This window comes from Burkholderia sp. MSMB0856, from assembly GCF_001524645.2.
GTDB classification, from domain to species: domain Bacteria; phylum Pseudomonadota; class Gammaproteobacteria; order Burkholderiales; family Burkholderiaceae; genus Burkholderia; species Burkholderia diffusa.
In genome coordinates, this window is sequence record NZ_CP013427.1 from 244,571 (window position 1) to 271,174 (window position 26,604).

Consider the following 26,604-nt stretch of genomic DNA (forward strand, 5'->3'; position numbering starts at 1 on the left):
AACCCCGCACGCTTCGGCCTGCGGGGTTTTGTTTTTTCAGGCGTCCGCCACGTCCGGAACGTCGAGGGCAGCGGGCGGCGGCGTGCGCATCGCGTCGACCACCGCGCGCATGCGCCGCCAGTGCGACCCTTCCCAGAACACCCGCCGGCACACGTCGCACGCGGCAAAGCGCCGGTGCCGCTGCCGGACGCCGTCCGGCACGCGCGGGGCGGCGTCCGCCGCATCGAGCGCGTGCAGCGGCGCGTTGCAGCGCAGGCACAGCCGGAACGGCCGCATGTGCGGCGCGAGGTCGAGCCGCGCGAACAGCTCGCGCAACTGCGCGTCGGGCTGCTGCGCGTGCAGGTAGCAGCCGCGTGCGACCGCGCGGCGCTTCAGCAACTCGCGGTCGCGGGTCAGCACGATCCGGCCTTCGCGCGAGGCGAGCGCGACGAGTTCGTCGTCGCGGTAGTGGTTGTCGTAGCAGGTGTCGAAGCCGGCGAGGCGCAGCAGCTGCGCAAGGCCGCCGAGGTGCGCGTCGGCGACGAAGCGCCAATGGTCCGGTTGCGGCAGCGGCGATGCGGCCGCCGGCTGCGCGCGCTCCGGATGGATGTCGACGCGGTCGCCGTCGCCGAGCGGCCGGTCGAGGCCGGACGGTGCACCGTTCACGCAGAGCCGGCCGATTTCCGTATGCGGGACGCCGAGCGCCTCGATCGCATGCTTGACCGTCGCGTCGCGGGCAAACGCGTGCGCGAACGCGCGCTCGCGCTGGGCGCGAGCGAGAAACGCGTTCAGTTCGCCGTGGAAGCGGAAGGTCGCGGTCGCCATCCGGGCAGTATCGCACCGCGCACCGCGCGCCGCGCACCGCGCACCGCCCGGCGCCGGGGCTGCAGGTCACCGCCATCTGTGTTTAACTCCACGCTTCACGAGTCGAAGGAGCGGGAAATGGATCTCGGATTTATCGGGCTGGGCGAAATGGGGCAGGCGATCGCGACGAACTTGCTGAAGGCAGGGCATGCCGTGCGGGTCTGGAACCGGTCGCGCGAGCGTGCCGAGCCGCTCGCCGCGCTCGGCGCGCAGATCGTCGCGACGCCGGCCGACGCGTTTCGCGGCGATGCCGTGTTCTCGATGCTTGCCGACGATGCCGCGGCGCGCGAAGTATTCGACGACGCACTGCTCGCGCAGGCGCCGCGCGGCCTGATTCACGTGAACATGGCCACGGTGTCGGTCGCGCTCGCCGAGTCGCTCGCGCACGCGCATGCGTCGCGCGGTCTCGCGTACGTCGCCGCGCCCGTGATGGGGCGCCCGGACGTCGCGGCCGCCGCGCGCCTGACGATCATGGCCGGCGGCCCGGCCGAGGCAATCGACCGCGTGCAGCCGCTGTTCGACGCGATCGGCCAGAAGACCTGGCGCTTCGGCTCGCTGCCGCAGCATGCGAACGTCGCGAAGATCGCGGCGAATTTCACGCTCGCGTCTGCGATCGAGACGCTCGGCGAGGCGTCCGCGCTGCTCGGCGCGCACGGCGTCGCGATGCGCGACTTCCTCGACGTGATCACGAACAGCGTGTTTCCGGGGCCGGTCTATGAAGGCTACGGCGGGATGATCGCCGAGCGCAGCTACGAACCCGCGCGTTTCAAGGCGCGCCTCGGGCTGAAGGACGTGCGCCTCGCGCTGCAGGCCGGCGACGCCGCGTCGGTCCCGCTGCCGGTGGCGAGCGTCGTGCGCGACAGCCTGCTCGATGCGCTCGCGCACGGCGGCGGCGAACAGGACTTCGCGGTGCTCGGCGAAGTCGCGCTGCGCCGCGCGGGCCGCTGAGCCGGCGCGGGACAGACACGCCGCGCGCGCGGCATAATCGACATTTCGTTTCTCTTTCGATCGGGGTGGGCATGAACCTGCATACGTGGTGGCTTTTCGTGGCGACGGTATTCGTCGTGTCGGCGATTCCGGGTCCGAACATGCTGCTCGTGATGACGCACGGCGCGCGGCACGGGCTGCGGCGTTCGGCGTGGACGATGGCCGGCTGCCTCACCGCGCTGGTGCTGATGCTGTCGGTGTCGGCGGCGGGCCTCGGCGCCGTGCTCGAGGCATGGCCTGCGATGTTCAACACGTTGCGCTTTGCAGGCGCGGCCTACCTGATCTATCTCGGCGTGAAGGCGTGGCGCGCGCGCGTCGACGACGAGCAGCCCGCCTCCGATATCGAAACCGTGTCGCGCCAGATCGCATCGGCATCGCGCTGGGTGCTGTTCCGCAACGGTTTCCTGGTCGCGGGCAGCAACCCGAAGGCGATCCTGTTCGCGGCCGCGCTGCTGCCGCAGTTCATCAACGCATCCGAGCCGACGCTGCCGCAGTTCGGCATCCTCGTCGTCACGTTCGCGGTGATCGAGGTCAGCTGGTATCTCGTCTACGCGTCGTTCGGCACGCGCATCGGCGCGACGCTGAAGAGCCAGAGCGTCGCGAAGGTCTTCAACCGGCTGACGGGCGGCCTCTTCGTCGGTTTCGGCGCGATGATGGCGCTGGTTCGTCACTGAATTCGGCCCGCGCGCTCCGCCGGACGCCCCGCACCTCGTCAGAGGGCGGGGCGTTTTCCTGTCCGGGCCCGCATCACGCGCGCGGCCACGCGGCGGTGCCGGCCCGGCGGCCGGCCGACCAGCCGAATGCCGCGGCCGCGCCCGCGAATGCAAAGCCGACGCCGCACACGGCGCTCCATCCGCCCCACGCCCATGCGCTGCCCGCGAGCGCCGCGCCGAGCGCCCCGCCGACGAAGAACAACCCGACGAACAGCCCGTTCAGACGTCCGCGCGCGGCCGGATTCAGCAGGTTGATTTCGCGGCGGCCGATCGTCTGGTCGACGATCACGCCCGCATCGAGCAGCGCCGCGCCGCTGGCCAGCAGCGCCAGCGCGAGCCCGCGGTGCGCTGACGCATCGAAGCCGAACCAGCCGGCGCCGGCGATGCCGAGCACGGTGAGCGCGACGAGCATCGTCACGTGCGCGATGCGCTGCGCGGCCGGGCCGTGGCCGCGATCGCCGGCGCGACCGGCCAGCGGCGTGACGATCGCACCGCTCGCGCCGGCGAACGCGAACAGCGCGATTCCGTGCAGGTCGAGGCCGAACGGGGGCTGCGCCAGCCGCAGCCCGACGGCGGTCCAGAACGCGCTGAACGCGGCCATCGCGAGCGCGGCCGACAGCGCATGTCGACGCAGCACGGGTTCGTCGGCCAGCAGGCGGCCCATCGACGCGAGCAGCGCGCGATAGCCGGCCGTCACCGGCGGCACGCGCGGCGGCAAGCGTAGCGCGAGCACCGCAGCGATCCCCGCGTTCGCGAGCGCGGCCAGCGCATAGAACGCACGCCAGCCGGCCGTGCCTGCGATCAGGCTGGCGAGTGGCCGCGACAGCAGGATGCCGAGCATCAATCCGCTCATCACGTTGCCGACCGCTCGCCCGCGCTGCGCTTCGGGCGCCATCGACGCGGCCATCGGCACCAGCATCTGGATCACGCTCGACGCGGCGCCCGCGGCCAGCGTCGCCAGCAGGAAGACGGTGCCGGACCGCGTGAACGCCGGCAGTGCGAGCGCGGCCGCGCACGCGACGAGCGTCGCGACGATCAGACGGCGGTTCTCGAGCAGGTCGACGAGCGGCACCAGCAGCACGAGGCCCGCTGCGTAACCGAGCTGCGGCAGCATCGCGACGAGGCCCGCGAGGCCGGACGGCAGCCGCAGGTCCGCGCTGATCGGGCCGGTCAACGGCTGCGCGGCGAACAGGTCCATCACGATCACGCCGACCGTCGCGGCGAAGAAGAGCGTCATGCCCGCGCTGAGCGCGGGCGGTGCACCGCCCGCGGGGTGGCCGGCGGGCGAACAGGAATCGGCAGGGCAGTTCATCGGAAGCCTGGAGTTTCGAGCGAAGGAATCCCCATCGTAGGTGCCTGATGTTTATGCGACAATTGAAATATGTCTAACATGATTATGCGAGTTTGCTTTGAATACGCGTGATCTCCAGGCGTTCGTCGCGGTGGTCGACAGCGGGTCGATGGTCGCCGCCGCCGCGAAGCTTCATCTGACGCAGCCGGGCCTCACGCGACGCGTGCAGAACCTCGAAACGCTGCTGGGCATGCCGCTGCTCGAGCGGCAGAGCAAGCCGCTGAAGCCGACGGCCGCCGGGCGCGACGTCTATGCGCTCGCGCGCAACGTGCTGGGTGCGGTCGACGAATTGATGGCGGCTGGCGCGCCCGACAGCGAGCCGTCCGGCGAACTGCGCATCGGCGTGCCGCCGTTCCTGTCCGAACTGGCGCTCGAGCGGCCGATCGACCGGCTGCGCGACACCTTTCCGCGGCTGACGCTGCGCGTGACGGCCGGCTGGTCGCCGGCGCTGGTGCACGGCATCGAGCGCGGCACGCTCGACGTGGCGACGGTCATGGTGCCGGCCAGCGCGGCGTTACCCGACACGCTGACGGCCACGCTGCTCGGCACGCAGCCGACCGTGCTCGTCGCCGCACGCGACTTCCCGCTGCCCGACGGCCCGCTGTCGCTCGACGTGCTGTCGGGTTTTCCGTGGGTGCTGAGCCAGGACGGTTGCGGGATGCGATCGGCGCTGAGCCGTGCGCTCGGCGCGGCTGGGCTGCCGTTCGACGTCGCGGTCGAGGCGTTCGGTTCGGAGTTGCAGCTGTCGCTCGTCGCGCGCGGTGCGGGCATCGGGATCGCGTCGCCGAATGCGCTGGCGCGCAGTGCGCATCGCGATGCACTGAGGGTGGTGGAAACGGCGGGGCTGGAGACGCGGATCAACGTATGGATCGTGCACGGCGCGCTGCCGGGCCGCCTGACGCGGCCGGTCGCGCTGCTGCGCGATGCGCTGGGCGAGGTGCTCGACCGGGAGAACGAGAGGGGGTCAGGTGCGAACTAGCGCGCTAGAGTGCGCATTCGAGGGAAAATCCTGATTTTCTCTACGGAAATGTTGCAATGCAGAAATCGATTCGCTATAGTTACACCTGTCTCCTCCATGTCTCCTCTGATATGGATTCAGCCCGCCTCTTAGGCGGGCTTTTTTTTGCCCGCGTTTTTTGCACGGGCTATCCATTCGTCCTCTGTCCGTCCTCCGTCGCCGGCGTCAGAACTTGTAGGTCATCCCGACGTAGCTGATGATCGGGTCGGCCTTCAGGTCCGATTTCGACTCGGCGAGCACCGTGCCGTCGGCCGCCTTGATCGTCACCGTTGATGTCGTCTTCAGCGGGATATACGTCACCGACGCCACCAGCCCGAAATGCTCCGTCATGTTGTACTGCAGGCCCGCGTTGAACACCGGCTGCCATGACGACGACGCCTTCGCTTCCACCGATGTCGTACCCGGCTTGCCCGCGCCCGCCGCGAGGATCGCGCCGAGGTTGTCCTGCGTCTGCTTGATGAAGTTCGTGTTGAGCTGCAGGTCGCTGAACCAGTTGTACGACACGCCGAGGCCGAGGAACGGCCGGAATTTCGCGTTCGCCGCCCCGAAGTAGTACTGCAGGATCGCCGCCGGGCTCCACTGCCGCACGCTCTTCACGATCGGATTGACCGAGGCCAGCCCGATGTTCTGCGTGCCGAGCGCGCCGGCAGGGCCGGGCGGCTTGATCGTGCCCTGGCCCGACACCTTGAACACCGGCGGCACGCCGGCCACCGACGTGACCGCGATGTGGTCGGTCAGGAAGTGGCTGACCGTCAGGCCGACCGTGTCGGCACCGCTCGTTCGCAGCCCGGTGCCCGGCGACGTGAACGACGGCGGCAGCCGCAGCGGCGTGTTGATCGGCGTCGGTGCGACGTTGGTCGTCATCGGCGTGCTGCTTTGCTGCGGCATCACGTGGAACCAGCCCAGCGTGACGACGTTGCTGCCGGCGCTTTGCGCGTGCGCCGCGAGCGGCGCCAGGGCGGCGGCGCCGGCCGCCGCGCAAAGAAGGGTCTTCTTCATCACGGCTTGCCTCCGCTTACTGGACGAACGCGCCGATCGTGAAATACGGCGTCGAACCCGCGTTGTCGAGGAAACCGAACACGCCACCCGTGAAGATGAACTTGCCGGTCGGCGACGTGCTGCCCGAACCCGTGTGGATCGTCGTGACCGTGCCCGGCACCTTCTGCGTGTAGTCCAGGTCGAGCGCGGTCGCGAGCGATGCCTGCGACGGCTGGAACGGATCGAGCAGCGTCGCCTGCTTGTCGATCAGCGCGGTGGTCCGGTAGTCGAACTGGCTGTCGACGCCGATGTATTCGCCGTTCTGCGAGCCGGCGGCGATCGCGGTCTGCGGCGAGAGGATCGAGATGCTCGATTCGTCGTCGGCGGTCAGGCCCGGCACGCCGTTGCTGTCGGGCGTCGGGTTCGGGTTCGCGACGCCCGTGCGCACGAGGATCGGCACCAACTGGTTGCGCAGCTTGCCGACGATCATGAAGCCCTTGCCCTGCGGCGTCGCCGACAGCGTCGGCTTCAGCTGGCTCTGGTAGTTGTTGCTCTGGAACGCGCCGCTGCCGTCGGCCGACTGCACGAAGTTCGTGCCCTGCTGCACGCACGCACCGCCGGCGAACTGGCCGGTCGTGTCGCACTTGGTCCACGTGCCGTCCGCGTTGATCGTCACCTTCGCGTCGATCGACGCCGGCGCGAATTTCTGCGACGGCACTTCGCCGAAGCCGATGTGGCTGTACGTGCCCGCGACCTTCGTGATGTCGGTTTCGATCGACGAGAAGCCGATGAACGGGTAGTACGGGAATTTCGTGTCGGGCACCGCGGCCTGGCCGAGCACGCCGTCGAACTGGATCTCCTTGCCGGGAATCGTGCCGCCCGCGACACCGAAGCCGACGAAGATGCGCGCCGGGCGCGATGCGTCGAGGCTCGCGCCGTTCAGCCGGAATGCGCACTGGTTCAGCTTGTTGGTCGGCAGCAGCGTTTCCTGCGTGAGCGTGCCGCTGTCGACGGTGCCCGCGCGGGTCGGCGTGACGGTGCCGGTCTTTTGCGGAACCGCCGATTCGACGTAGGTGACCTGCCAGGTCATCTTGGTCGTATCGAGCTGGACCTTGGCCAGTTCGCCGCTGCCCGCGCCGCCCGTAAACACGGTGCTGTAGTCGAGCGTCGCGGGGCAGAGCCGGTCTTCGACGAGCGGGGGCGGATTGTCGCTGCCGCCGCCGCATGCGGACAGAAGGGGGGCGGCAAGGGCCGCCGCCAGAACGAGGTTGCGCTTCATGTTGCTCCTCCAGATTTGTCTTGTCAGGCGGCCGGCTCCCTGTCGACCGCTTCTGTTGCTTGTGCTCGTGCTGCGTGCGCCGTGCCGGGCGCCGTCGTTTCGTGCCTTCCCTGCATCCCGCGGCGGCGCACCGGCCGCCGCCGCGTCCCCGATCGTTATTTGCTGATCTGTGCGCCCACGCCGAAGTACGGTGTCGACGACGTGCTCGCGTTCGCCGACGTCGACGTGACGCCGCCGTTCACCGTGCCCTGGATGAGCGCCGCGTACAGGCCGCCCGTCGCGATCACCACGCCCGATGCGGACGGGTAGGTCGCGCCGCTCGCCGGCGTCGTCGCCGTGTTGAGCAGGCCCGGCGTTCCCTGGCCGTAGTCGAGCGTGAAGGCGTCTTCTTCTGCCTGCGTGGTCGGGTTGATGAACGACGCGTTGCCGCCGCGGATCAGTGCGGCCGTGTACTTGAAGTTCGAATCGGCGCCCGCGTAGCCGCCGTCGATCGCGCCCGACTGGATCGCGGTTGCCGCGCCGAGCACCGCGATGCCCGATTCGTCGTCGACCTGCGCGTCGGCATGCAGCGGCGGCGTGCCGAGGTTCACGTTGCCCGTGCGCACGACCACCGGCACGGTCGCGCCGTTGAGCTGACCGATCACCATGTGCGCGGTGGCCGACTTGCCGGTCGCGCCGATCAGCGGCAGCCGCGTCTGCGGCAGGATCTGCGGTGCCTTCGCGCTGTTGAGGTAGCCGCCGCTCGCGTTCGCCGTCCACGGATCGCCGGTCGTCTGGCAGCCGCCGGCACTTGTCGACGTGCATGCGCCGTTCGTGTCGAACGTTTCGCTCGAATTCGCGCCCTTCGTCGCGTAGTTGCTCGACGGCACGAGGTGGTAGATCAGCGCGTTGTACGTGCCCGGCAGCTTCGTGAGGTCGGTCGTCGTGTTCGCGAAGCCGAGGAACGGATAGAAGTCGAAGTGGCGGTTCGGCACCTGGCCGACGTTCTGGATCACGCCCGGGATGATCGTCAGCCCGTCGTACTGAACCGTCGCGCCGGGGATGCCGCCGCCCGCGACGCCCATGCCGACCAGCAGCATCGGCGGGTTCGCCTGGTTGAAGTCGGCGGCCGTCGAATAGGTCGAGCCGTTCGGTGCCGTGCCCGAACCCGGCGTGAGCACGAACGCGCAGCGCGTCTGCTCCGCGGTCGGCAGCGTGCCGGTCGGCGGGTGGATGACCTTGCCGGTGATCGTGGTGCCGGCGCGGCTCGGCGTGACCGTGCCGGTCGCGAGCGGAATCGGCGATTCGAGCCACTTGAGCGTGTACGTCATCGCGACCGCGTCGATGTTGACGCTGACGATCTCGCCGCTACCGGCGCCGCCGAGGTATGTGCTCTTCACGATGTCGGCGTCGGCCGGGCACAGCGCGCCGTTTATGGGCTGTGACGGCGGCGGCCCTTGCGTGCCGCAGCTCGATCCGGAACATTGGGGCGCTTCGATCGGCGCGGGCGAGCCGCCGTCCCCTCCACCACAGGCAATCAGGAAAGGGGCGATGGCAAAGGCCGTTGCCACCCCCTTCGATAAGGCGTGCGACATGCCGCTGTCTCCAATCGTTTAATTGTGCGAGCTAATGTCGCTGTCTGGATTTTTGCTGTCAATTGATGAACTCGTCTAAAAAAGGCGATTGAAACAGCGTGCACGCAATGAATCCTTGCGGAATCTGGATTTCAGTAAGAATTAAAACGCGCGGAGGGCGCTAGAGTGCTGCCGAAGTGGGGCGGCTGCCACGCACGGAAGGCTCTCGAGGCCCTCACGCGTATAACGGCAGCGTTTAAAGCGGCGGTATCCGGTTTATCCCTATTCGGGATTGACTGGATAAAATGGGGTTAATTAATCAATCGGTAATCGCGCAATGGAAAGCTTGTAAATATTTGTAAATACGCGAACCGGATTTTATTGATTGCCTGATACGGGAAAATAAAAAGCCGGCCAGCGGCCGGCTTTGCATCGCATGCAAGCGGAATCAGTGCTTGAGGCCTGCATCCTCGGCGGCGCCGATGTTGAGGTTCATGCACTGGATCGCGGCGCCCGATGCGCCCTTGCCCAGGTTGTCGAGGCGCGCGACCGTGACGAAGCGCTCTTCGTTGCCGAACACGAACAGGTCGACGCGGTTCGTGTCGTTGTTCGCCTGCACGTCGAAGAAACCGCTGTCGAGGTTCGCATCCGCGTTGAACGGCGCGACGCGCACGAACGGTTCGTCCGCGTAGTACTCGGCGAACACGCGCTGCACGTCCTGCGGCGTCGCGCGCTTCGCGAGCTGTTCGGGCGAGAAGTAGGTCGTCACGGCAAGGCCCTTCAGGAACGGGCCGACGATCGGCGTGAAGATCGGCGCGTGCGCGAGGCCCGTGTGCGCGGCCATTTCCGGCAGGTGCTTGTGCGCGAGCGCGAGCGCGTACGGACGCGGGCTCGCGAGCTTGCCGCCCGGCGCCGCGTTTTCGTATTCGGCGATCATCGACTTGCCGCCGCCGCTGTAGCCGGTGATCGAATAGCTGTGCGCGGCGAAGGTCGGCGCGACGATGCCGGCATCCACGAGCGGACGCATCGCGAGCACGAACGCCGATGCGTGGCAGCCCGGCACGGCGATGCGCTTCGACGTGCGAATCTTCTCGCGCTGCGCGCGCGTCAGTTCCGGCAGGCCGTATGCCCAGTCGGCGTTCGTGCGGAACGCGGTGCTCGCGTCGATCAGCGTCGTGTTCGGGTTCTCGACCAGCGATGCCGATTCGCGCGACGCGACGTCCGGCAGGCACAGGAACGTGACGTCCGATGCGTTGATCAGGCGGCGGCGCTCGTCGACGTCCTTGCGCTTCGCTTCATCGATGCGCAGGATCTCGATGTCGTTGCGCGCCGACAGGTATTCGAAGATCTTGAGGCCGGTCGTACCTTCCTGGCCGTCGACAAAAACTTTGGTGCTCATTTCGTTCTCGCTGAATGAAACGGGAGCCGCGGCGCCCTGAAACCGCCATTTTAAGACCTCATCCGGCGGGCCTGCACCGCACGGGGCGAAAAAAAGACGGCCCGCGGGCCGTCTTGTGTCCCTCGTGCGCACCTGCGCCGCATTGCCGCGTCACCGGCGGCGCGAGCGGGCGCGCGTGCCGCCGCGTTCAGCGGCCGCCGGCCAGCCAGCGGGCGGTCGCGTCGGCGACGCGCCGGCCGAACGCCTTCGCGGTCTCGAGGTCGCCGGGCAGCGGGCCCTCGTCGGGCGTCGCGTCCGCCGGCGACTGCGCGAGCAGGCCCGTGAAGCCGCCGACGTAGTTGATGTCGTTGCGGGTGGCCGCCTTCGAGTTGGCCGGCATCATGCCCGTGCCGACCCACACCATTCCATGTTGCATCGCCAGCGTGACGAAATACTGAATCGTCGAGAACTTGTCGCCGTTCATCGTCGCGGAGTTCGTGAAGCCGGCGGCGATCTTGTCCTTCCATTTCTGCGTGAACCACGGTTTCGATGTGGCATCGGCGAACTGCTTGAACTGCGCGGACGGGCCGCCCATGTAGGTCGGCGCGCCGAAGACGATCGCGTCCGCCGCGTCGAGCGCGGCCCAGCCCGCGTCGTCGAGTTCGCCGACAGCGATCAGGCGTGCGGTGGCGCCGGCGTCCTGCGCGCCTGCGTGGACGGCTTCGGCCAGTTTCTGCGTGTGACCGTAGCCGCTGTGATAGACGATGACGATGTTCGACATGAAGCGTTCTCCGGAAGGGAACGACACGGCGGGCGCCGCGGCCTGCCGCGTCACGCGCCGCGGTCGGGCGGCGCGACGGATGCGCGGCGGGATGCCGCGACCGGTGCCGCCGAGTCTAGCAAGCCGAAATGACGGGAGAAAAGCACGCACGCGGCGTGGGGAAATTCGCGGGCGCGGGCGATCGCGGCCGGAGACACGCGCAACGGGGCAGGCGGCGGCGCATGAGCGCTCACTGTCCGTAAGTGACCGTGAGCTGTGCGGTGCCGATCGCCAGCGTGCCGATCTCGTGCTCGAACATCGGTGCGGGGCGCCCTTGTGCGACGCGCAGGTCCGTGCCCTTCAGCGCATAGACGGTGATCACGTAGCGGTGCGGCTTGCCGGGCGGCGGGCACGGGCCGCCGTAGCCGTCGACCCCGAAGTCGTTGCGCGCCTCGCTCGCGCCGATGCGGCGCAGGAAGCCCGACGCGCTCGCGTCGGCCGGCAAGCTCGTGACGCTCGCCGGGATGCCGGCGACGGCCCAGTGCCACCAGCCGTGCCCCGGCGCATCGGGATCGAAGATCGTGATCGCGTAGCCGTGCGTGCCGGGGGGCGGGTTGCGCCAGCTGAGCTGCGGCGAACGGTTGTCGCCCTTGCAGTCGCCGCGGTCGAACACGTTCGCGGCGCTGACGCGCCCGCCGGGCGTCAGGTCGTTGCTCGACACGGTGAACGGGCCTTCCGCCCGCGCGGGCAGGACGGCGAACGCGACGCACGCGGCGGCGCAGGGAAGGGCGGCGATGAACGGCGAAGGACGACCCGGGGACGCAGGCGAAGTGATCCGGCGATCCACACGCATATGGCGCTTCTCCCGTCACGTGGGCCGGGCCGATGCTCCCGGCATTGTTGGCGTTGTGCGTTGCCCGCGCAGCTGATGGCGACGATGGATCAAGTCTAGCATTAGGGTTCGATGAGCGATGCATGCCGCGGCCCACGATTCGGTCCGCCCCGATGCGCATCGGTGGACGAAAAAAAACCGCTCGCGATCAGGCGAGCGGCTTTTTCGGCCAGGGTGCCGGCTGCGTGCCGGCCCGGCAATTACTCCTTCGGGGCCGTCGCGCCGCCGTGCGCGGCCGACCACTCGGCCGGCGCGTGCAGGAACTTCTCGACTTCGTCGAGCGTCTTGGTCTCGAAGTAGCCCGACGCCTTCGCGACGCGCAGCACGTCCCACCAGGTCGCCAGCGCGTGCAGGTCGACGTCGATGTCCTTCAGGACCGACACGCTTTCCTTGAAGATGTTGTAGTGGAACAGCACGAAGCAGTGGTTCACCGTCGCGCCCGCGGTGCGCAGCGCATTGACGAAGTTGATCTTGCTGCGGCTGTCGGTCGTCAGGTCTTCCACGAGCAGCACGCGCGAGCCTTCTTCCAGATGACCCTCGATCTGCGCGTTGCGGCCGAAACCCTTCGGCTTCTTGCGAACGTACTGCATCGGCACCATCATCCGATCCGCGAGCCATGCCGCGAACGGGATGCCGGCCGTCTCGCCGCCCGCCACCGAGTCGATCTGCTCGAAGCCGACGTCGCGCATGATCGTCGTTTCAGCCATTTCCATCAGCGCACGACGCACGCGCGGATACGAGATCAGCTTGCGGCAGTCGATATAGACGGGGCTTGCCCAGCCGGACGTGAAGATGAACGGTTTTTCGGCATTGAAGTGCACCGCCTGCACTTCGAGCAGGATTTTGGCGGTCGTATCCGAGATCGACTGACGATCGTAGCCTGTCATGGGCATTCCTTGGGTGATGAGCGAAGAGCGGGCGCGGGCCCGGTGGCGCAGCAAGGGGAACCTGCCCGAGGGGCCGGGGTGCGATCGGCGGGCCGACCGCATCGCTGCGCGCGTAGCCCGCTATTTTACCCGATCCAGGCCGGTTTTCGGCGGAATTCCCGCAGGTTCGGCGTGCGGCTCACCACCGGCGAAACAAACGGGGCGCGATCGCCTCGATGCTGATGCGGAGGATGCGGCGCCGCACCAACGGACGGCATTTAGGGGGTGTACACTAGGCGACCCTTAGAAATCGTTCAGTACTTTGTACTTTCCTCTTGCTACCCGCCAAGGTTCGATGGCGTGCCGACCCGGCGCGCTGCGTGCCGTCTCGCAGTCGACCACCCCTTCGATTCAAGCAGACGCGGCCCAAGGTGCTGTGTACTGAACCGTCAAAATTTCGCATGTCTCTCGCAGGTCAATCATGGACGAACAACTGAAGCAGGCCGCTCTCGCTTATCACCTGAACCCGAAACCCGGCAAGATTTCGGTCACCCCGACCAAGCCGCTGTCGAACCAGCTCGATCTGTCGCTCGCGTATTCGCCGGGCGTCGCCGCCGCGTGCGAGGCGATCCACGCTGATCCGCTCGACGCGCAGAAGTACACGTCGCGCGGCAACCTCGTCGGCGTCATCACGAACGGCACGGCCGTGCTGGGCCTCGGCAACATCGGCCCGCTGGCCGCGAAGCCGGTGATGGAAGGCAAGGGCTGTCTGTTCAAGAAGTTCGCGGGCATCGACGTGTTCGACATCGAACTGTCGGAATCCGACCCCGACAAGCTCGTCGAGGCGATCGCGATGCTCGAGCCGACGCTCGGCGGCATCAACCTCGAGGACATCAAGGCGCCGGAATGCTTCTACATCGAGCAGAAGCTGCGCGAGCGCATGAAGATCCCCGTCTTCCACGACGACCAGCACGGCACCGCGATTATCGCGTCGGCAGCGATCCTGAACGGCCTGAAGGTGGTCGGCAAGAAGTTGTCCGAAGTGAAGCTCGTATGCTCGGGCGCGGGCGCGGCGGCGATCGCGTGTCTGGACCTGCTGGTGAACCTCGGCCTCACGAAGTCGAACATCCTCGTCGCCGACTCGAAGGGCGTGATCTACGAAGGGCGCGGCAACCTCGACCCGTCGAAGCAGCGCTATGCGGCGACCACCGACGCGCGCACGCTCGCCGACGCGATCGTCGGCGCGGACGTGTTCCTCGGCTGCTCGAGTGCGGGCGTGCTGAAGCAGGACATGGTCAAGACGATGGGCGACCGCCCGCTGATCCTGGCGCTCGCGAACCCGGAACCGGAAATCCGCCCGGAAGACGCGAAGGCCGTGCGCCCGGACGCGATCGTCGCGACCGGCCGTTCGGACTACCCGAACCAGGTCAACAACGTGCTGTGCTTCCCGTTCATCTTCCGCGGCGCGCTCGACGTCGGCGCGACGACGATCACGGAAGAAATGAAGCTCGCGTGCGTGCGCGCGATCGCCGAGCTGGCCGAGGAAACCGACCAGAGCGAGGAAGTCGCGAAGGCGTATGAAGGCCACTCGCTCGAGTTCGGGCCGGAATACCTGATTCCGAAGCCGTTCGATCCGCGCCTGATCATCAAGATCGCGCCGGCCGTCGCGCAGGCCGCGATGGATTCGGGCGTCGCCACGCGTCCGATCCAGGACATGGACGCATACCGCGAGCAGCTCGGCGCGACCGTCTACCGCACCGGCATGGTGATGCGCCCGGTGTTCGCGACCGCGAAGAAGAAGCAGGCGCGCATCGTGTTCGCCGAGGGCGAGGACGAGCGCGTGCTGCGCGCCGCGCAGTTCGTGCTGCAGGAAAAGATCGCGAAGCCGATCATCGTCGGCCGTCCGTCGGTCGTCGAGATGCGCCTCGCGAAGATCGGCTCGAAGCTGAAGGCCGGCGTCGATTTCGAGATCGTGAATCCGGAAGACGACACGCGCTACCACCGCTACTGGCAGGCGTACCACGAGATCGGCGCGCGTGACGGCGTCACGCCGGAAGTCGCGAAGGCCGCGCTGCGCAAGTTCAACACGCTGATCGGCGCGATGCTCGTGCATCTGGGCGATGCGGACGGGATGATCTGCGGGATGATCGACACGTACCACACGCACCTGAAGTTCATCGAGCAGGTGCTGGGCCGTGCGAAGGGCGCCGAGCACTTCGCGGCGATGAACCTGCTGATGCTGCCGGGCCGCAATCTGTTCCTGTGCGACACGTACGTGAACGAACTGCCGAGCGCTGAACAGCTCGCCGACATGACGATCCAGGCGGCCGCCGAGATCGAGCGCTTCGGCATCGTGCCGAAGGCCGCGCTGCTGTCGAATTCGAACTTCGGCAGCGCGCCGTCGGCGTCGTCGCGCCGCATGGCCGAAGCCCGCAAGCTGATCAGCGAGCGTGCGCCGAACCTCGAGGTCGACGGCGAAATGCACGGCGACGCGGCGCTGTCGGAGGCGGTCCGCAAGGCCGCATTCCCGGGCACGACGCTGTCGGGCGAAGCGAACCTGCTGATCATGCCGAACGTCGAAGCGGCGAACATCGCGTACAACCTGCTGAAGATGGTCGGCGGCGAAGGCGTGACGGTTGGCCCGCTCCTGCTCGGCGCGGCGAAGCCGGTCCACATCCTGACGCCGGCCGCGACCGTGCGCCGGATCATCAACATGACGGCAGTGGCCGCCGCGAACGCGAACACGAAGTAAGTTCGCGCCCGCGTGTGCCGCGCATCGCGCGCGGCGCAATGAAAAACGCCACGGAACCTGCGTTCCGTGGCGTTTTTTTATGAACCGCCACCGCGCGGTGGCGGACGTCCCGACTACGAACGCCCGCCGCGCGCCGTTACGCGACCTGCTGGCGCGACTGCCCGCCCGTCGGCGAACGCCACTTCGCGAGCAACGAGTTCCACTTCTGGCGAACCGCGCGCAGGTTGTTCTCCTTCACGTGGCCGTAGCCGCGAATGCCGTCCGGCAGCGCCGCCAGCTCGAGCGCGAGCGGGCGGTTGGCCGCGTTCAGCCTGGTCAGCACCTCGCCGATCAGCGCTTCGTACTCGCCGATCAGTGCGCGCTCGGTGCGGCGCTCCTCGGTGCGGCCGAACGGGTCGAGGCCCGTGCCGCGCAGGAACTTCGCCTTCGCCAGCAACCGGAACGCCGACAGCATCCACGGGCCGTAGGCCTTCTTCACGAGATGGCCGTGCGCGTCCGTCTTCGCGAACAGCGGCGGCGCGAGGTGGAACTTCAGTTTCCAGTCGCCTTCGAACTGCGACGACAGGCGCGCGAGGAACGCCGGATCGGACTGCAGCCGCGCGACCTCGTATTCGTCCTTGTACGCCATCAGCTTGAACAGGTTGCGCGCGACCGCTTCGGTCAGCGGCTCCTGCGTGGCGTCGCCGTCCGCCAGCGCGCGTTCGGCTGCCCGCACCGTGTCGACGAAGGCCGCATAGCGCGACGCATACGCGGCGTTCTGGTACGCCGTGAGGAACGCCACGCGTTTCGCGATCAATGCGTCGACCGCCTTCTTCGTATGCAGCGCGATCACCGTCGCGCCTTGCGCGGGGCGGGCGTCGCCGGCCGCGGCCTTCTTCACGCTCGCGAGGTCGTGCGCGGCGCGGCGGCCCCAGTCAAACGCCGCACGGTTCTTCTCGACCGACACCGCGTTCAGCTCGATCGCGCGTTGGAGCGACGCGAGCGTGAGCGGCAGCCAGCCCTTCTGCCACGCATAGCCGAGCACGAACGGGTTCGTGTAGATCGCGTCGCCGAGCAGCGCGACCGCGAAGCGGTTCGCGTCGATGAAGTCGACGGCTTCACCCGCCGCCGCGCGGATATCGTTTTCCGCGGACAGGCCCGGGAACGCCCAGTTCGGGTTCTTGATGAACTCGGCGGTCGGCGTCTGCGCGCTGTTGACGACCACGCGCGTCGTGTCGTGCCGCATCCGCGACGTGCATTCGTCGCCGGCCGTGACGATCGCGTCGCAGCCGATCACGAGGTCGGCTTCGCCCATCGCGATCCGCGTCGCGTGGATGTCGGTCGGCGCGTGCGAGATCTGCACGTGGCTCATCACGGCGCCGCCCTTCTGCGCGAGACCCGTGACGTCGAGCACGGTCACGCCCTTGTTCTCCAGGTGCGCGGCCATCCCGAGCAGCGCGCCGATGGTGACGACGCCCGTGCCGCCCACCCCCGTGACGAGCACGCCGTATGCACGATCGATCGCCGGCAGCGTCGGCTCCGGAATCGGCGGCAGCGCACCGCCGTCCACCGACACGGCCTTGGGCTTCTTCAACTGGCCGCCTTCGACCGTGACGAAGCTCGGGCAGAAGCCCTTCACGCACGAGAAGTCCTTGTTGCAGCTCGACTGGTTGATCTGGCGCTTCGTGCCGAATTCGGTTTCCAGCGGCTCGACCGACAGGCAGTTCGACTTCACCGAGCAGTCGCCGCAGCCTTCGCACACAGCGTCGTTGATCACGACGCGCTTCGCCGGGTCCGGATACGTGCCGCGCTTGCGGCGGCGGCGCTTCTCGGTCGCGCAGGTCTGGTCGTAGATCAGGATCGTCGTGCCTTCGATCTCGCGCAGCTCGCGCTGCACGTCGTCGAGCTGGTCGCGGTGATGGATCGTCACGCCCGGCGCGAGCAGCGCCTTCTGGCTGTCGTACTTCTCCGGCTCGTCGGTGACGATCACGATCTTCTTCGCGCCTTCGGACGCGAGCTGGTGCGTGATCTGCGGCACCGTCAGCACGCCGTCGACCGGCTGGCCGCCCGTCATCGCGACCGCGTCGTTGTAGAGGATCTTGTAGGTGATGTTCGCCTTCGACGAGATCGCTGCGCGCACCGCCAGCAGGCCCGAGTGGAAATAGGTGCCGTCGCCGAGGTTCGCGAATACGTGCTTCTCGTCCGTGAACGGCGCCTGGCCGATCCACGGCACGCCTTCGCCGCCCATCTGGCTGAAGGTGCTCGTGTTGCGGTCCATCCAGACTGTCATGTAGTGGCAGCCGATCCCGGCGATCGCGCGCGAGCCTTCCGGCACGTTGGTCGACGTGTTGTGCGGGCAGCCCGAGCAGAACCACGGCTTGCGCTCGGTCTGCACGTGCGGCTTCGCGAGCGCCATTTCCTTCGCGTTGATCACCGCGAGCCGCGCGGCGATGCGTGCGCGCACGTCGGACGGCAGCTCGAACTTCTCGAGGCGCGTCGCGATCGCCTTCGCGATGATCGCGGGCGACAGTTCGTAGTGCGCGGGCAGCAGCCAGTTGCCCATCGGCACCGACCATTCACCGCCGGCGCCGTCCTTCTCGTCGAACTTGCCGAACACGCGCGGGCGCTGCGCGTCGGGCCAGTTGTACAGTTCTTCCTTGATCGCGTATTCGAGGATCTGGCGCTTTTCCTCGACGACGAGGATTTCGTCGAGGCCGCGCGCGAATGCCTGCGCGCCCTGCGCCTCGAGCGGCCACACGCAGCCGACCTTGTACAGGCGGATGCCGATCCGCGCGCAGGTTTCGTCGTCGAGGCCGAGGTCCGTCAGCGCCTGGCGCACGTCGAGGTACGCCTTGCCGCCCGTCATGATCCCGAAGCGCGCATTCGGCGAGTCGATCTCGATCCGGTCGAGCTTGTTCGCGCGCACATAGGCCAGCGCCGCGTACCATTTGTAGTCGAGCAGCCGCGCTTCCTGGACGAGCGGCGGGTCCGGCCAGCGGATGTTCAGGCCGCCTTCCGGCAGGATGAAGTCCGTCGGCAGCACGATCTCGGTGCGATGCGGGTCGATGTCGACCGATGCCGACGATTCGACCACGTCCGTCACGCACTTGAGCGCGACCCACAGGCCCGAGTAGCGGCTCATCGCCCAGCCGTGCAGGCCGAAGTCGAGATATTCCTGCACGTTGGACGGGAACAGCACCGGCAGCCCGCAGGCCTTGAAGATGTGTTCGGACTGGTGCGCGAGCGTCGACGATTTCGCCGCGTGGTCGTCGCCGGCGAGCACGAGCACGCCGCCGTGCTGCGACGAGCCGGCCGAGTTCGCGTGCTTGAAGACGTCGCCGGTGCGGTCGACGCCCGGGCCCTTGCCGTACCACATGCCGAACACGCCGTCGTGCTTCGCGCCGGGATACAGGTTCACCTGCTGCGAGCCCCACACGGCGGTGGCGGCGAGATCTTCGTTGAGACCGGGCTGGAAGACGATCTGGTGGGCCGCGAGGTGCTGCTTGGCCTTCCAGAGCGAGAGGTCGAGGCCGCCGAGCGGCGAGCCGCGATAACCGGAGATGAAGCCGGCCGTGTTGAGGCCGGCGGCGCGGTCGCGTTCCTGCTGCAACATCGGCAGGCGCACGAGCGCCTGGATGCCGCTCATGTAAGCGCGGCCGCGTTCGAGCGTGTATTTGTCGTCAAGCGTGACGGACTTCAGCGCGGCTTCGAGCGACGCGCGTTGGCCTGCGTCTAGCGGGGCATTCATTAACTGTCTCCTCCACCCAGTTTGGGATCACCAAAGCTTCGATTGCGTCGACGTCTTGTGGACGTGTCGGCAGTGGCCGGCATATTGGCCGGTTTTGAGTGATGGTAGCACTGGGATAAACCCGCCGCCCACCGGCCGACGGGCAGCGACGCGTCGACGAAACGGCGCGCGGCGATGCGTTACATCATGTAAAAGCATGTAAAGCTGGTCCCATCTTCGTACAAATGCCGTTAATCTTGTCGGCCTGCCGGAGGTGCCCGGCCGCGTCGGCACGTTTCGACGCAACCGGGGAGGCGCCGGCAGTTTTAAAGGAGGTGCAATGAACACACGTCATATCCAGAGTTTCCTGATCGTGTCCGCGGCGTTTTTCGCGATGACCGGCCCGGTGCACGCGCAAGGCGCGAGCGCACTGGCGGCAGCCGGCGCGCAGATGCGTCAGATCGCGCCGGCGCAGGCCGCCGATGCGCAACCGGCGGCCGCGCGCGTCGTCGTGTCGAAGGCGAACGTGCGTTGATCCGTTCGCGCGGCCGTTGGGCCGCGCCGCAACGATACAAAAGACAAAAGGGCGGGAATCGCAAGATTCCCGCCCTTTTTTCATGTGCCGCCGAGGCGCGCGCGGCACCGGCTGCCGGGCGCCGCGCGGCCGTCTGCGTCAGGCCTTGTCCTGGACCACGCCGCGGCGGATCTGGTCGAGTTCGATCGATTCGAACAGCGCCTTGAAGTTGCCTTCGCCGAAGCCCTGATTGCCCTTGCGCTGGATGATCTCGAAGAAGATCGGGCCGATCTGGTTCTCGGTGAAGATCTGCAGCAGCAGGTCGTCGCGGGCGCCGTCGATCAGGATCTTGCGTTTCTTCAGTTCGTCCAGCGATTCGCCGTGGTTCGGCACGCGGCGGTCGACCAGTTCGTAATACGTGTCGATCGTGTCGAGCAGCTTCACGCCCTTGCCGCGCAGGCCGTCGACCGCGCCGTAGATGTCGTTCGTGCCGAGCGCGATGTGCTGGATGCCTTCGCCGTGGTACGCGTCGAGGTATTCCTGGATCTGGCCTGCCGTGTCCGAGCCTTCCTCGTTGATCGGGATCCGGATCTTGCCGCACGGCGACGTCATCGCCTTCGACTTCACGCCCGTCACCTTGCCTTCGATGTCGAAGTAGCGCACTTCGCGGAAGTTGAACAGGCGCTCGTAGAACTCGGCCCATTCCTGCATGCGGCCGCGATGCACGTTGTGCGTCAGGTGGTCGATGTAGGTGAGGCCATGGCCGACCGGATTCGGGTTCGCGCCGGCGATCGGCTCGAAGTCGACGTCGTAGATGCTGATGTCGCCGATCGCGCCCGGCTGCGCGCCGTTCTTGCCGCGCCAGCGGTCGACGAAATAGATCAGCGAATCGCCGATGCCCTTGATCGCCGGGATGTTCAGCTCCATCGGGCCCGTCTTGTTGTCGAAGCCCCATGCGCCGAGCTCGAGCGCGTGCTTGTACGCCTTCGCGGCGTCCTGCACGCGGAACGCGATCGCGCAGATCGACGGGCCGTGCAGCCGCGCGAAGCGTTGCGCGAACGAATCGGGTTCGGCGTTGATGATGAAGTTGATGTCGCCCTGGCGGTAGACCGTCACGTCCTTGTGGCGATGGCGCGCGATCGCGGTGAAACCCATCCGTTCGAACAGTTGTCCGAGCGCTTTCGGATCCGGAGCGGTGTATTCGATGAATTCGAAGCCGTCGGTGCCGACGGGGTTGTCCCAGTTGGGGATCTGCATGTCGTGTCTCCTGTGCGGGGCGATCGGCCGGCGCGACGTGCGCGTGCGCGGCCCGGTTCGATGTCGAACGCGGCACACGCGTCGGCGTGCGCAACGAATCGGTACATGCGACAAAGTGTAGCGGGCGGGCGCGAGCGGAAACTTGCGAACTTAATCGTCCATGCCTACGATGGCGCAATTTCCAGTCTCTGAACAATCATTGGAGGGCAGAAGATGGCGCAAGCCGAATTGGATGCCATCGACCGGCGGATTCTCGCGATTCTTCAGGAAAACGGCCGCCTGTCGAACCAGGAGATCGCCGAGCGCGTGAACCTGTCGCCGAGCCCGTGCCTGCGGCGGATCCGTCGGCTCGAGGAGATCGGCGTGATCACCGGCTACGTCGCGCTGCTCGATCCGCAGAAGCTCGGGCTCGACCTGCTCGCGTACGTGAGCGTGCGGCTCGAGAAGCGCGGCGGCGTGGTGCCGGTCCGTGCCGACGAGACGTCGGCGCGCGCGGGCGCGACCCACGCGGAACTGTTTCGCGCGGCCGTGCAGACCTGGCCGGAAGTGGTCGCGTGCCATGCGATGACGGGCGACATGGATTACCTGCTGCGCGTGCAGGTCGAGGACATGGCGCATTTCTCCCGGTTCGTGCAGGAGCATTTGCTGCACCATCCGTCGGTGATCGACGTGAAGACGAGCTTCTCGCTCGAGTGCTTCAAGGAGACGACGGCGTTGCCGATCCGGTCGGTGCGTTAGCGCGTGGCGCCGGGAAGCAAGAAAGGGACGGTTGGCCGGGCGCCCCGCGAGGCAACCCGGTCGGCCGATGTTACGCCGTCAGCGCGGCGGGCATCAGCGATTCGATGAACTTCGACGTGCGGTGCGCCTGGCGCTTGAGCGCGTAGTCGAATACCGCGGCCTGCTCCTGCAGCATCTCGGCGAGGATCGTCGAATGGTCGGCCGGTGGCAGCGACAGGTACGCATCGGCCTCGCCGTATGCGTATTCGATCCGCATCCCGGACTTCTTCGCGATGTGCATCATCGTCGCGTTGCGCGACAGGCAATGCATGTACAGCATCGTCACGCGGGTGTTGCGGCTGCGGATCGCCGCGCGCTCGAACAGCTTCGAGCCGACGCCGCGGCCGCGGGCGCTTTCGAGCACCGACACGCCGAATTCGGCGGTGCGCTTGTCGCCTTCGGCGGGCAGGTACGCCAGGTGGCCGACGCCGATCAGCTCGAGCGCATGGTCGAACACGCCGAACACCGTGTCGCGACCGAAGTCGATCGTACGGACATAGTTCTCGATCACGTGGTCGGGCACCATTTGGCCGAAGCGCAGCAGGCGGTCCTCTTCGTTGAGCGAGAGAAAGTGGGTGAGCATTTGCTCACGGTCTTTGGAAGCCAGTTCCCTGACGAGAACCGGCGCAGTACCGGCGTGGCCGACTGCATCGGCACGGCGGTTGAGTTGCGTGTTCATCGTGGGTTCCGCAGTGTGTGGCTGCACCAGTGACTTGTGCAATGCAGCGCATTTTACCTGAGAGGGGTTGGGGAAAACCCGTATTTGACGTTATTTGTGCTGAGGGTGAATTCTAAATCCGCTTAGTTAATCCTCTATCTATTTGATTTTCAATGGATTTAAAATTCATCATATGAAACGCGCGGCGGCCTGTCACAGTGTGCCCGCCGCGCAACGCATGCTGCTGCGCGGCAATCATGCGCCTGGCGACAACCCGTGTTCCATCAGTTCGATCACTTGTTCGGCGAAGTCTCGGTAGCCGAGGCGGCCGCCCGGCTTGAGCCATGTGAACGTCCAGTTGATCATCCCGAACACCATCATCGTGACCGACGTCTGGTTTTCCTTCGAGATCCGGTCCGGATAGGCGCGCGCGAGCTGGCGCGCGAATGCCGCGACGATGTCGCGCTGGCGGTCGAGCACGATTTCGCGCTGCGCGTCTTCGAGATACTTCACGTCGTTGAGCAGCGCGACATGGCGGCTGTGCGACGTCTCGTACTCGGCGAGAAATGCGCGCACCAGCTCGGCGAACGCGTCGCGCTCGCTGAGGCCGCGCCGCTGGCTCGCGCCTTCGACCTCGGCGATGATCAGCATCAAGCGCTTCGTGTAGCGGTCGAGCAGGTCGAACAGGATCGCTTCCTTGCTCTCGTAATAGTGATAGAGACGTGCCTTCGACGTGCCGCTCGCGGTCGCGAGATCGGACATCGACGTGCTCGGATAGCTCGTCTGCGCGAATTTCTCGGCGGCGAGATCGAGGATCTGTTCGCGCTGGGATTCGTGGTCGGGCGCTCGGGTACGGGCCATGGTCGAATGCGAAAGTTGTGGCGTTAGCGAGGCGCGGCTGCCGCGCGCACCTGCGTGGAAGAAAGGGCGGCCGGCGCGTCGTCCTGCAGCTCGAGCCGGCCGGCGGCCGCGAGTTCGCGGCAGCGCCACCAGGCGATCGAGTCGCTGACGAACAGCCCACCGCGGTCGGCCCCGGCCATGATGCCGCCGACGACGCGTCGCGCGGGCAACCAGCTGGTTTCCGCGTGCGCGACGATCAGCGCGTCGAGGTCTGCGTAGTGGCCGCTCTTGATCGTGTTGCTGACCCAGTAACGCAGTTCGGCATTCAGGTGCTTCGCCTCCTGCCATTCGAGCGCGAGGCGCCCGATGCGCAGTACCGAGATCGGCGCGGCCGCCGGCCGTTTGCGGGCGAGTGCCGCCGGCGAGAACATCCCGGTCGAACAGGCCTGGTCGGTGCGGGTCAGCGCCGCGCGCTGCGGGGCGTCGAGGTCCGCGGCCGACAACCGCACCTCGTTCAGCCGTTGCGGCACGTTGCGCAGATGATAGGCGACGCGGCGCAACAGCAGCTTGTCGCCGACGCTCGGCGCGTGCCAGACGACCACCTGGTCCGTATCCATCGCGAGCTGGTCGAGGCGCGTGAATTCAGCTTCGATCTCCGCATGCCAGTCGGGAATCTGGTCGCCGAGCACGCGCTGCCAGAAGGCGGCGCGCGTGTCGGGCGTCTCGTCGGCGCCCTTCAGCGGCCCGACCGCGAGATCGTCGAGCAATCCGACGACGCGCTCGTCGCGTCCGGCTTGCGCGAGAGCCTCGCGCAGCGACGCGGCGGCGGTGCCGCCCTGAATCACGTGAATGGTACTCATCGGCCTGTCATCAACAAAAGAAAACCGCCGGCCGGGCGGACGTTGCGACGTCCAGCCGGCCGGCGGCCCCTAGTGTAAGCGAGATGTGTGACGACGAGAAACCGGCGCACCGCGCCGGCGCGACGTCGCTCAACGCTCGTCGAAGCTCACGACGACCTTGTCGCTGATCGGATGGCACTGGCACGTGAGCACGAAGCCGTCCTTCACTTCGTGTTCCTCGAGCGTGTAGTTCTTCTCCATTCGGACTTCGCCTTCGACCACCTTCGCGCGGCACGTGCAGCATACGCCGCCCTTGCACGCGTACGGCAGCGCGAGGCCCGCGCGCAGGCCGACGTCGAGCAGGCTCACGCCTTCGTACGGCAGGCGCAGCTTGCGCTTCTTGCCGTCGAGCACGATTTCGAGGTCGGCGGCCGGCGTCTGGTCGGTGATCTCGACGACGGGCGCGCCCGCCTGCGGCAGCGGCGTCCCGAACCGCTCGACATGCACCTTTGCCTGCGGCACGCCGGCTGCCTTCAGCGCGGCTTTGGCCGCGTCCATCATCGGCGCGGGGCCGCAGATGAACGCTTCGTCGATCGCGTCGGCAGGCGTCAGCGTGGCGAGGAATTCCGCGCATTTCGCCTGGTCGAGCACGCCGTTGAACAGCTCGACGTCCTGCTGGTCGTCCGACAGCACGTGATACAGGACGAAGCGGTTCATGTAGCGGTTCTTCAGGTCCTCGAGCTCCTCGGCGAACATGATCGCATCGACGCTGCGGTTGCCGTAGACCAATGTGAACGTGCTGCGCGGCTCGAGCTCGAGCGTCGTCTTCACGATCGCGAGCACCGGCGTGATGCCCGATCCGCCGGAGAACGCGACGTACTGCTTGCCGTGGTCGGCGTTCAGGTGCGTGAAGAAGCGGCCGTCCGGCGTCATCACGTCGATCGTGTGGCCGGGCTTCAGCGTGTCGAACGCGAAGTTCGAAAACCGGCCACCGCGCACGCGCTTGATGCCGATGCGCAGTTCGCCGTCGCGGTCGTAGTCGGTCGTGCCGACGCAGATCGAGTACGAGCGGCGCGTTTCCTCGCCGTCGATGCGGGTCTTCAGCGTGACGAACTGGCCCTGCGTGAAACGGTACGCGTCGCGCAACTCGGGCGGTACGTCGAAGGAGACGGTGACGGCGTCGGCGGTCTCGGGGCGCACGTCGCGGATACGCAGCGGGTGAAATTGCGGGGTCGCCATGGTCAATAAGGTTTGAAGTAGTCGAAGGGTTCGCGGCAGTCGACACAGCGATACAACGCCTTGCAGGCCGTGGATGCGAATTGCGCGAGACGCTCGGTGCGGGCGGAACCGCAGCGCGGGCAGACGGGCGCCGCGACGGGGCGCGGCACGAAACGCACGACGTTTTCCCGCGGCGCGGCGCTGGCGCACTGGCCGACGGGCGGCGCGATGCCGTACGCGCGCAGCTTGTCGCGCGCTTCCTGGGTGATCCAGTCGGTCGTCCACGCGGGCGCGAGCACCGTCTCGATCCGGTGCGGTGGCAGGTCGGCGGCGTGCATCGCCGCGGCGATGTCCTCGGCGATCTGCGACATCGCCGGACAGCCGGAGTAGGTCGGCGTGATCACGACTTCGAGCAGGCCGTCGTCCGCGCGACGGACGTCGCGCAGGATGCCGAGCTCGCGGATCGACACGACCGGAATCTCGGGATCGGGCACGGCTTCGAGCACGTCCCACGCGCGCGCGAGCAACGGATCGTTGCGGTGCGCGGCGGGTGCGGCGTCGGCGGGTGAGGCGGTCTGGACGGACATCGTCGGGCTCCGTTGGGTCGGCCGGTTACCAGCTCGCGCCGGGGTGCTGGCGCGCGAGGCTCTGCATTTCCGCCAGCAGGTAGCCCATGTGTTCCGAGTGCTCGCCCTGCTTGCCGGTCGTCACGTGCTGCACGGGCGCGGGCAGGGTGAGCGTCGCTTCCGCGAGCGCATCGTCCACGTCCGCGCGCCATGCGGCTTCGAGCGTGGCCGGCGCCGGGCCGATGCCGGGTGCGGAAACCGCGTCGTCGATCGCGTCGGCCGCGAAGAACTCGCGCGTGTACGGAATCAGGTAGTCGAGCGCGGCCTGTGCACGGCGATGCGATTCGTCGGTGCCGTCGCCGAGGCGCACCAGCCATTCGCGCGCATGCTGCACGTGGTAGCGGGTTTCCTTCACCGATTTCGCGGCGATCGCGGCGAGTTGCGCGTCCGTCGACGTTTCGAGCGCGGTCCACACGTGCAGCATCAGCGTCGCGTAGAGGAAATTGCGCACGATGGTCACCGCGTAGTCCTTGTCGGCGTGCGCGGTGCCGGCGATCGGGCCGTAGTGCGGCAGCTCGGCGAGCGTGAAGTTCGCGAATTCGCGCTCGGTGCGGAAGTACGCGTAATCGTCTTCCGTCTTCGCCGCGCCGTTCAGTTGGCGGTCGAGGTCGGCTGCGTGCGTGTACAGCATGCGAGCCTGGCCGATGAGGTCGAGGCTCATGTTGGTGAGCGCGATGTCTTCCTCGAGGATCGGGCCGTGGCCGCACCATTCGGCGTTGCGCTGACCGAGGATCAGCGCGTTGTCCGCGAGGCGCAGCACGTAGGAGAGGTGTTCGGGCGTGATCGTCATGGCGCGGGC

The 26,604-nt window shown here is 67.4% G+C and carries 23 protein-coding genes; 6 read left to right on the plus strand and 17 right to left on the minus strand.

What is annotated here, in order from left to right:
- Positions 1-36: 36 nt before the first annotated feature.
- Positions 37-804, minus strand: coding sequence for a Mut7-C RNAse domain-containing protein (locus tag WS87_RS02100; protein ID WP_059816609.1), 768 nt, complete (start codon positions 802-804; stop codon positions 37-39).
- Between the two features lie 117 nt (positions 805-921).
- Here WS87_RS02100 and WS87_RS02105 point away from each other — a divergent pair, with 117 nt between their 5' ends.
- Positions 922-1,791 carry an NAD(P)-dependent oxidoreductase gene (locus WS87_RS02105; protein WP_059682869.1) on the plus strand — a complete coding sequence of 290 codons (870 nt, stop codon included), beginning with the start codon at positions 922-924 and terminating at the stop codon, positions 1,789-1,791.
- Between the two features lie 71 nt (positions 1,792-1,862).
- A complete protein-coding gene (locus WS87_RS02110; RefSeq protein ID WP_059816613.1) occupies positions 1,863-2,504 on the plus strand; it encodes a LysE family translocator in 642 nt (213 codons plus the stop codon).
- Between the two features lie 73 nt (positions 2,505-2,577).
- Here WS87_RS02110 and WS87_RS02115 read toward each other — a convergent pair whose 3' ends face one another.
- The gene (locus tag WS87_RS02115) at positions 2,578-3,855 is read right to left on the minus strand and encodes an MFS transporter (RefSeq protein ID WP_059816618.1); all 1,278 of its coding nucleotides are present in this window, start codon (positions 3,853-3,855) and stop codon (positions 2,578-2,580) included.
- Positions 3,856-3,952: 97 nt separating this feature from the next.
- Here WS87_RS02115 and WS87_RS02120 point away from each other — a divergent pair, with 97 nt between their 5' ends.
- On the plus strand, positions 3,953-4,873 hold the full coding sequence (locus WS87_RS02120) for a LysR family transcriptional regulator (RefSeq protein ID WP_059816621.1): 921 nt from the start codon (positions 3,953-3,955) through the stop codon (positions 4,871-4,873).
- Positions 4,874-5,077: 204 nt separating this feature from the next.
- Here the strand turns inward: WS87_RS02120 and WS87_RS02125 are convergent, their stop codons facing one another.
- From WS87_RS02125 to WS87_RS02155, 7 genes are all read right to left on the minus strand, one after another.
- On the minus strand, positions 5,078-5,911 hold the full coding sequence (locus tag WS87_RS02125) for an OmpW/AlkL family protein (protein WP_059533397.1): 834 nt from the start codon (positions 5,909-5,911) through the stop codon (positions 5,078-5,080).
- Between the two features lie 16 nt (positions 5,912-5,927).
- Positions 5,928-7,169, minus strand: coding sequence for a DUF2957 domain-containing protein (locus WS87_RS02130; protein ID WP_059691563.1), 1,242 nt, complete (start codon positions 7,167-7,169; stop codon positions 5,928-5,930).
- A 155-nt stretch (positions 7,170-7,324) separates the two neighbouring features.
- Entirely contained in the window at positions 7,325-8,743 is a 1,419-nt protein-coding gene (locus WS87_RS02135; RefSeq protein WP_059816624.1) for a DUF2957 domain-containing protein, read from the minus strand.
- 427 nt (positions 8,744-9,170) lie between these two features.
- Positions 9,171-10,121 (minus strand): N-acetyl-gamma-glutamyl-phosphate reductase, encoded by a 951-nt coding sequence (gene argC / locus WS87_RS02140; RefSeq protein ID WP_059816627.1) that lies wholly within the window; start codon positions 10,119-10,121, stop codon positions 9,171-9,173.
- Between the two features lie 187 nt (positions 10,122-10,308).
- Positions 10,309-10,881 (minus strand): flavodoxin family protein, encoded by a 573-nt coding sequence (locus WS87_RS02145; RefSeq protein ID WP_059533389.1) that lies wholly within the window; start codon positions 10,879-10,881, stop codon positions 10,309-10,311.
- A 229-nt stretch (positions 10,882-11,110) separates the two neighbouring features.
- Positions 11,111-11,713: a YbhB/YbcL family Raf kinase inhibitor-like protein gene (locus tag WS87_RS02150; protein WP_059816630.1), complete on the minus strand. Its 603-nt coding sequence runs from the start codon at positions 11,711-11,713 to the stop codon at positions 11,111-11,113.
- Positions 11,714-11,952: 239 nt separating this feature from the next.
- Positions 11,953-12,639, minus strand: coding sequence for an orotate phosphoribosyltransferase (locus tag WS87_RS02155; RefSeq protein ID WP_006752465.1), 687 nt, complete (start codon positions 12,637-12,639; stop codon positions 11,953-11,955).
- Between the two features lie 460 nt (positions 12,640-13,099).
- On the opposite strand from WS87_RS02155, the gene WS87_RS02160 reads away from it, so the two are divergent.
- Positions 13,100-15,370 (plus strand): NADP-dependent malic enzyme, encoded by a 2,271-nt coding sequence (locus WS87_RS02160; protein WP_059533385.1) that lies wholly within the window; start codon positions 13,100-13,102, stop codon positions 15,368-15,370.
- Positions 15,371-15,506: 136 nt separating this feature from the next.
- Here WS87_RS02160 and WS87_RS02165 read toward each other — a convergent pair whose 3' ends face one another.
- Positions 15,507-19,097, minus strand: a complete 3,591-nt coding sequence (locus WS87_RS02165; RefSeq protein WP_059816633.1) for an indolepyruvate ferredoxin oxidoreductase family protein — start codon at positions 19,095-19,097, stop codon at positions 15,507-15,509.
- Positions 19,098-19,416: 319 nt separating this feature from the next.
- Here WS87_RS02165 and WS87_RS02170 point away from each other — a divergent pair, with 319 nt between their 5' ends.
- The gene (locus WS87_RS02170; protein ID WP_059533382.1) at positions 19,417-19,611 is read left to right on the plus strand and encodes a hypothetical protein; all 195 of its coding nucleotides are present in this window, start codon (positions 19,417-19,419) and stop codon (positions 19,609-19,611) included.
- 138 nt (positions 19,612-19,749) lie between these two features.
- Here the strand turns inward: WS87_RS02170 and hppD are convergent, their stop codons facing one another.
- Complete coding sequence (gene hppD / locus WS87_RS02175) at positions 19,750-20,847, minus strand: 4-hydroxyphenylpyruvate dioxygenase (RefSeq protein ID WP_059465128.1); 1,098 nt, start codon at positions 20,845-20,847, stop codon at positions 19,750-19,752.
- Between the two features lie 213 nt (positions 20,848-21,060).
- Between hppD and WS87_RS02180 the strand changes: the two genes are divergently transcribed.
- Positions 21,061-21,585 (plus strand): Lrp/AsnC family transcriptional regulator, encoded by a 525-nt coding sequence (locus WS87_RS02180; protein WP_059691570.1) that lies wholly within the window; start codon positions 21,061-21,063, stop codon positions 21,583-21,585.
- Positions 21,586-21,655: 70 nt separating this feature from the next.
- On the opposite strand, the gene WS87_RS02185 is transcribed toward WS87_RS02180, so the two are convergent.
- From WS87_RS02185 to paaC, 6 genes are all read right to left on the minus strand, one after another.
- A complete protein-coding gene (locus WS87_RS02185) occupies positions 21,656-22,303 on the minus strand; it encodes a GNAT family N-acetyltransferase (RefSeq protein ID WP_059816635.1) in 648 nt (215 codons plus the stop codon).
- A 234-nt stretch (positions 22,304-22,537) separates the two neighbouring features.
- Positions 22,538-23,143 carry a TetR/AcrR family transcriptional regulator gene (locus WS87_RS02190; RefSeq protein WP_059816638.1) on the minus strand — a complete coding sequence of 202 codons (606 nt, stop codon included), beginning with the start codon at positions 23,141-23,143 and terminating at the stop codon, positions 22,538-22,540.
- Between the two features lie 23 nt (positions 23,144-23,166).
- The gene (locus tag WS87_RS02195) at positions 23,167-23,982 is read right to left on the minus strand and encodes a DUF1835 domain-containing protein (protein WP_059816641.1); all 816 of its coding nucleotides are present in this window, start codon (positions 23,980-23,982) and stop codon (positions 23,167-23,169) included.
- 129 nt (positions 23,983-24,111) lie between these two features.
- The gene (gene paaE, locus WS87_RS02200) at positions 24,112-25,200 is read right to left on the minus strand and encodes a 1,2-phenylacetyl-CoA epoxidase subunit PaaE (RefSeq protein ID WP_059816644.1); all 1,089 of its coding nucleotides are present in this window, start codon (positions 25,198-25,200) and stop codon (positions 24,112-24,114) included.
- Positions 25,201-25,202: 2 nt separating this feature from the next.
- Complete coding sequence (gene paaD / locus WS87_RS02205) at positions 25,203-25,766, minus strand: 1,2-phenylacetyl-CoA epoxidase subunit PaaD (protein WP_059816647.1); 564 nt, start codon at positions 25,764-25,766, stop codon at positions 25,203-25,205.
- Between the two features lie 25 nt (positions 25,767-25,791).
- Entirely contained in the window at positions 25,792-26,595 is an 804-nt protein-coding gene (gene paaC, locus WS87_RS02210; RefSeq protein ID WP_059816650.1) for a 1,2-phenylacetyl-CoA epoxidase subunit PaaC, read from the minus strand.
- Between the last annotated feature and the right edge of the window lie 9 nt (positions 26,596-26,604).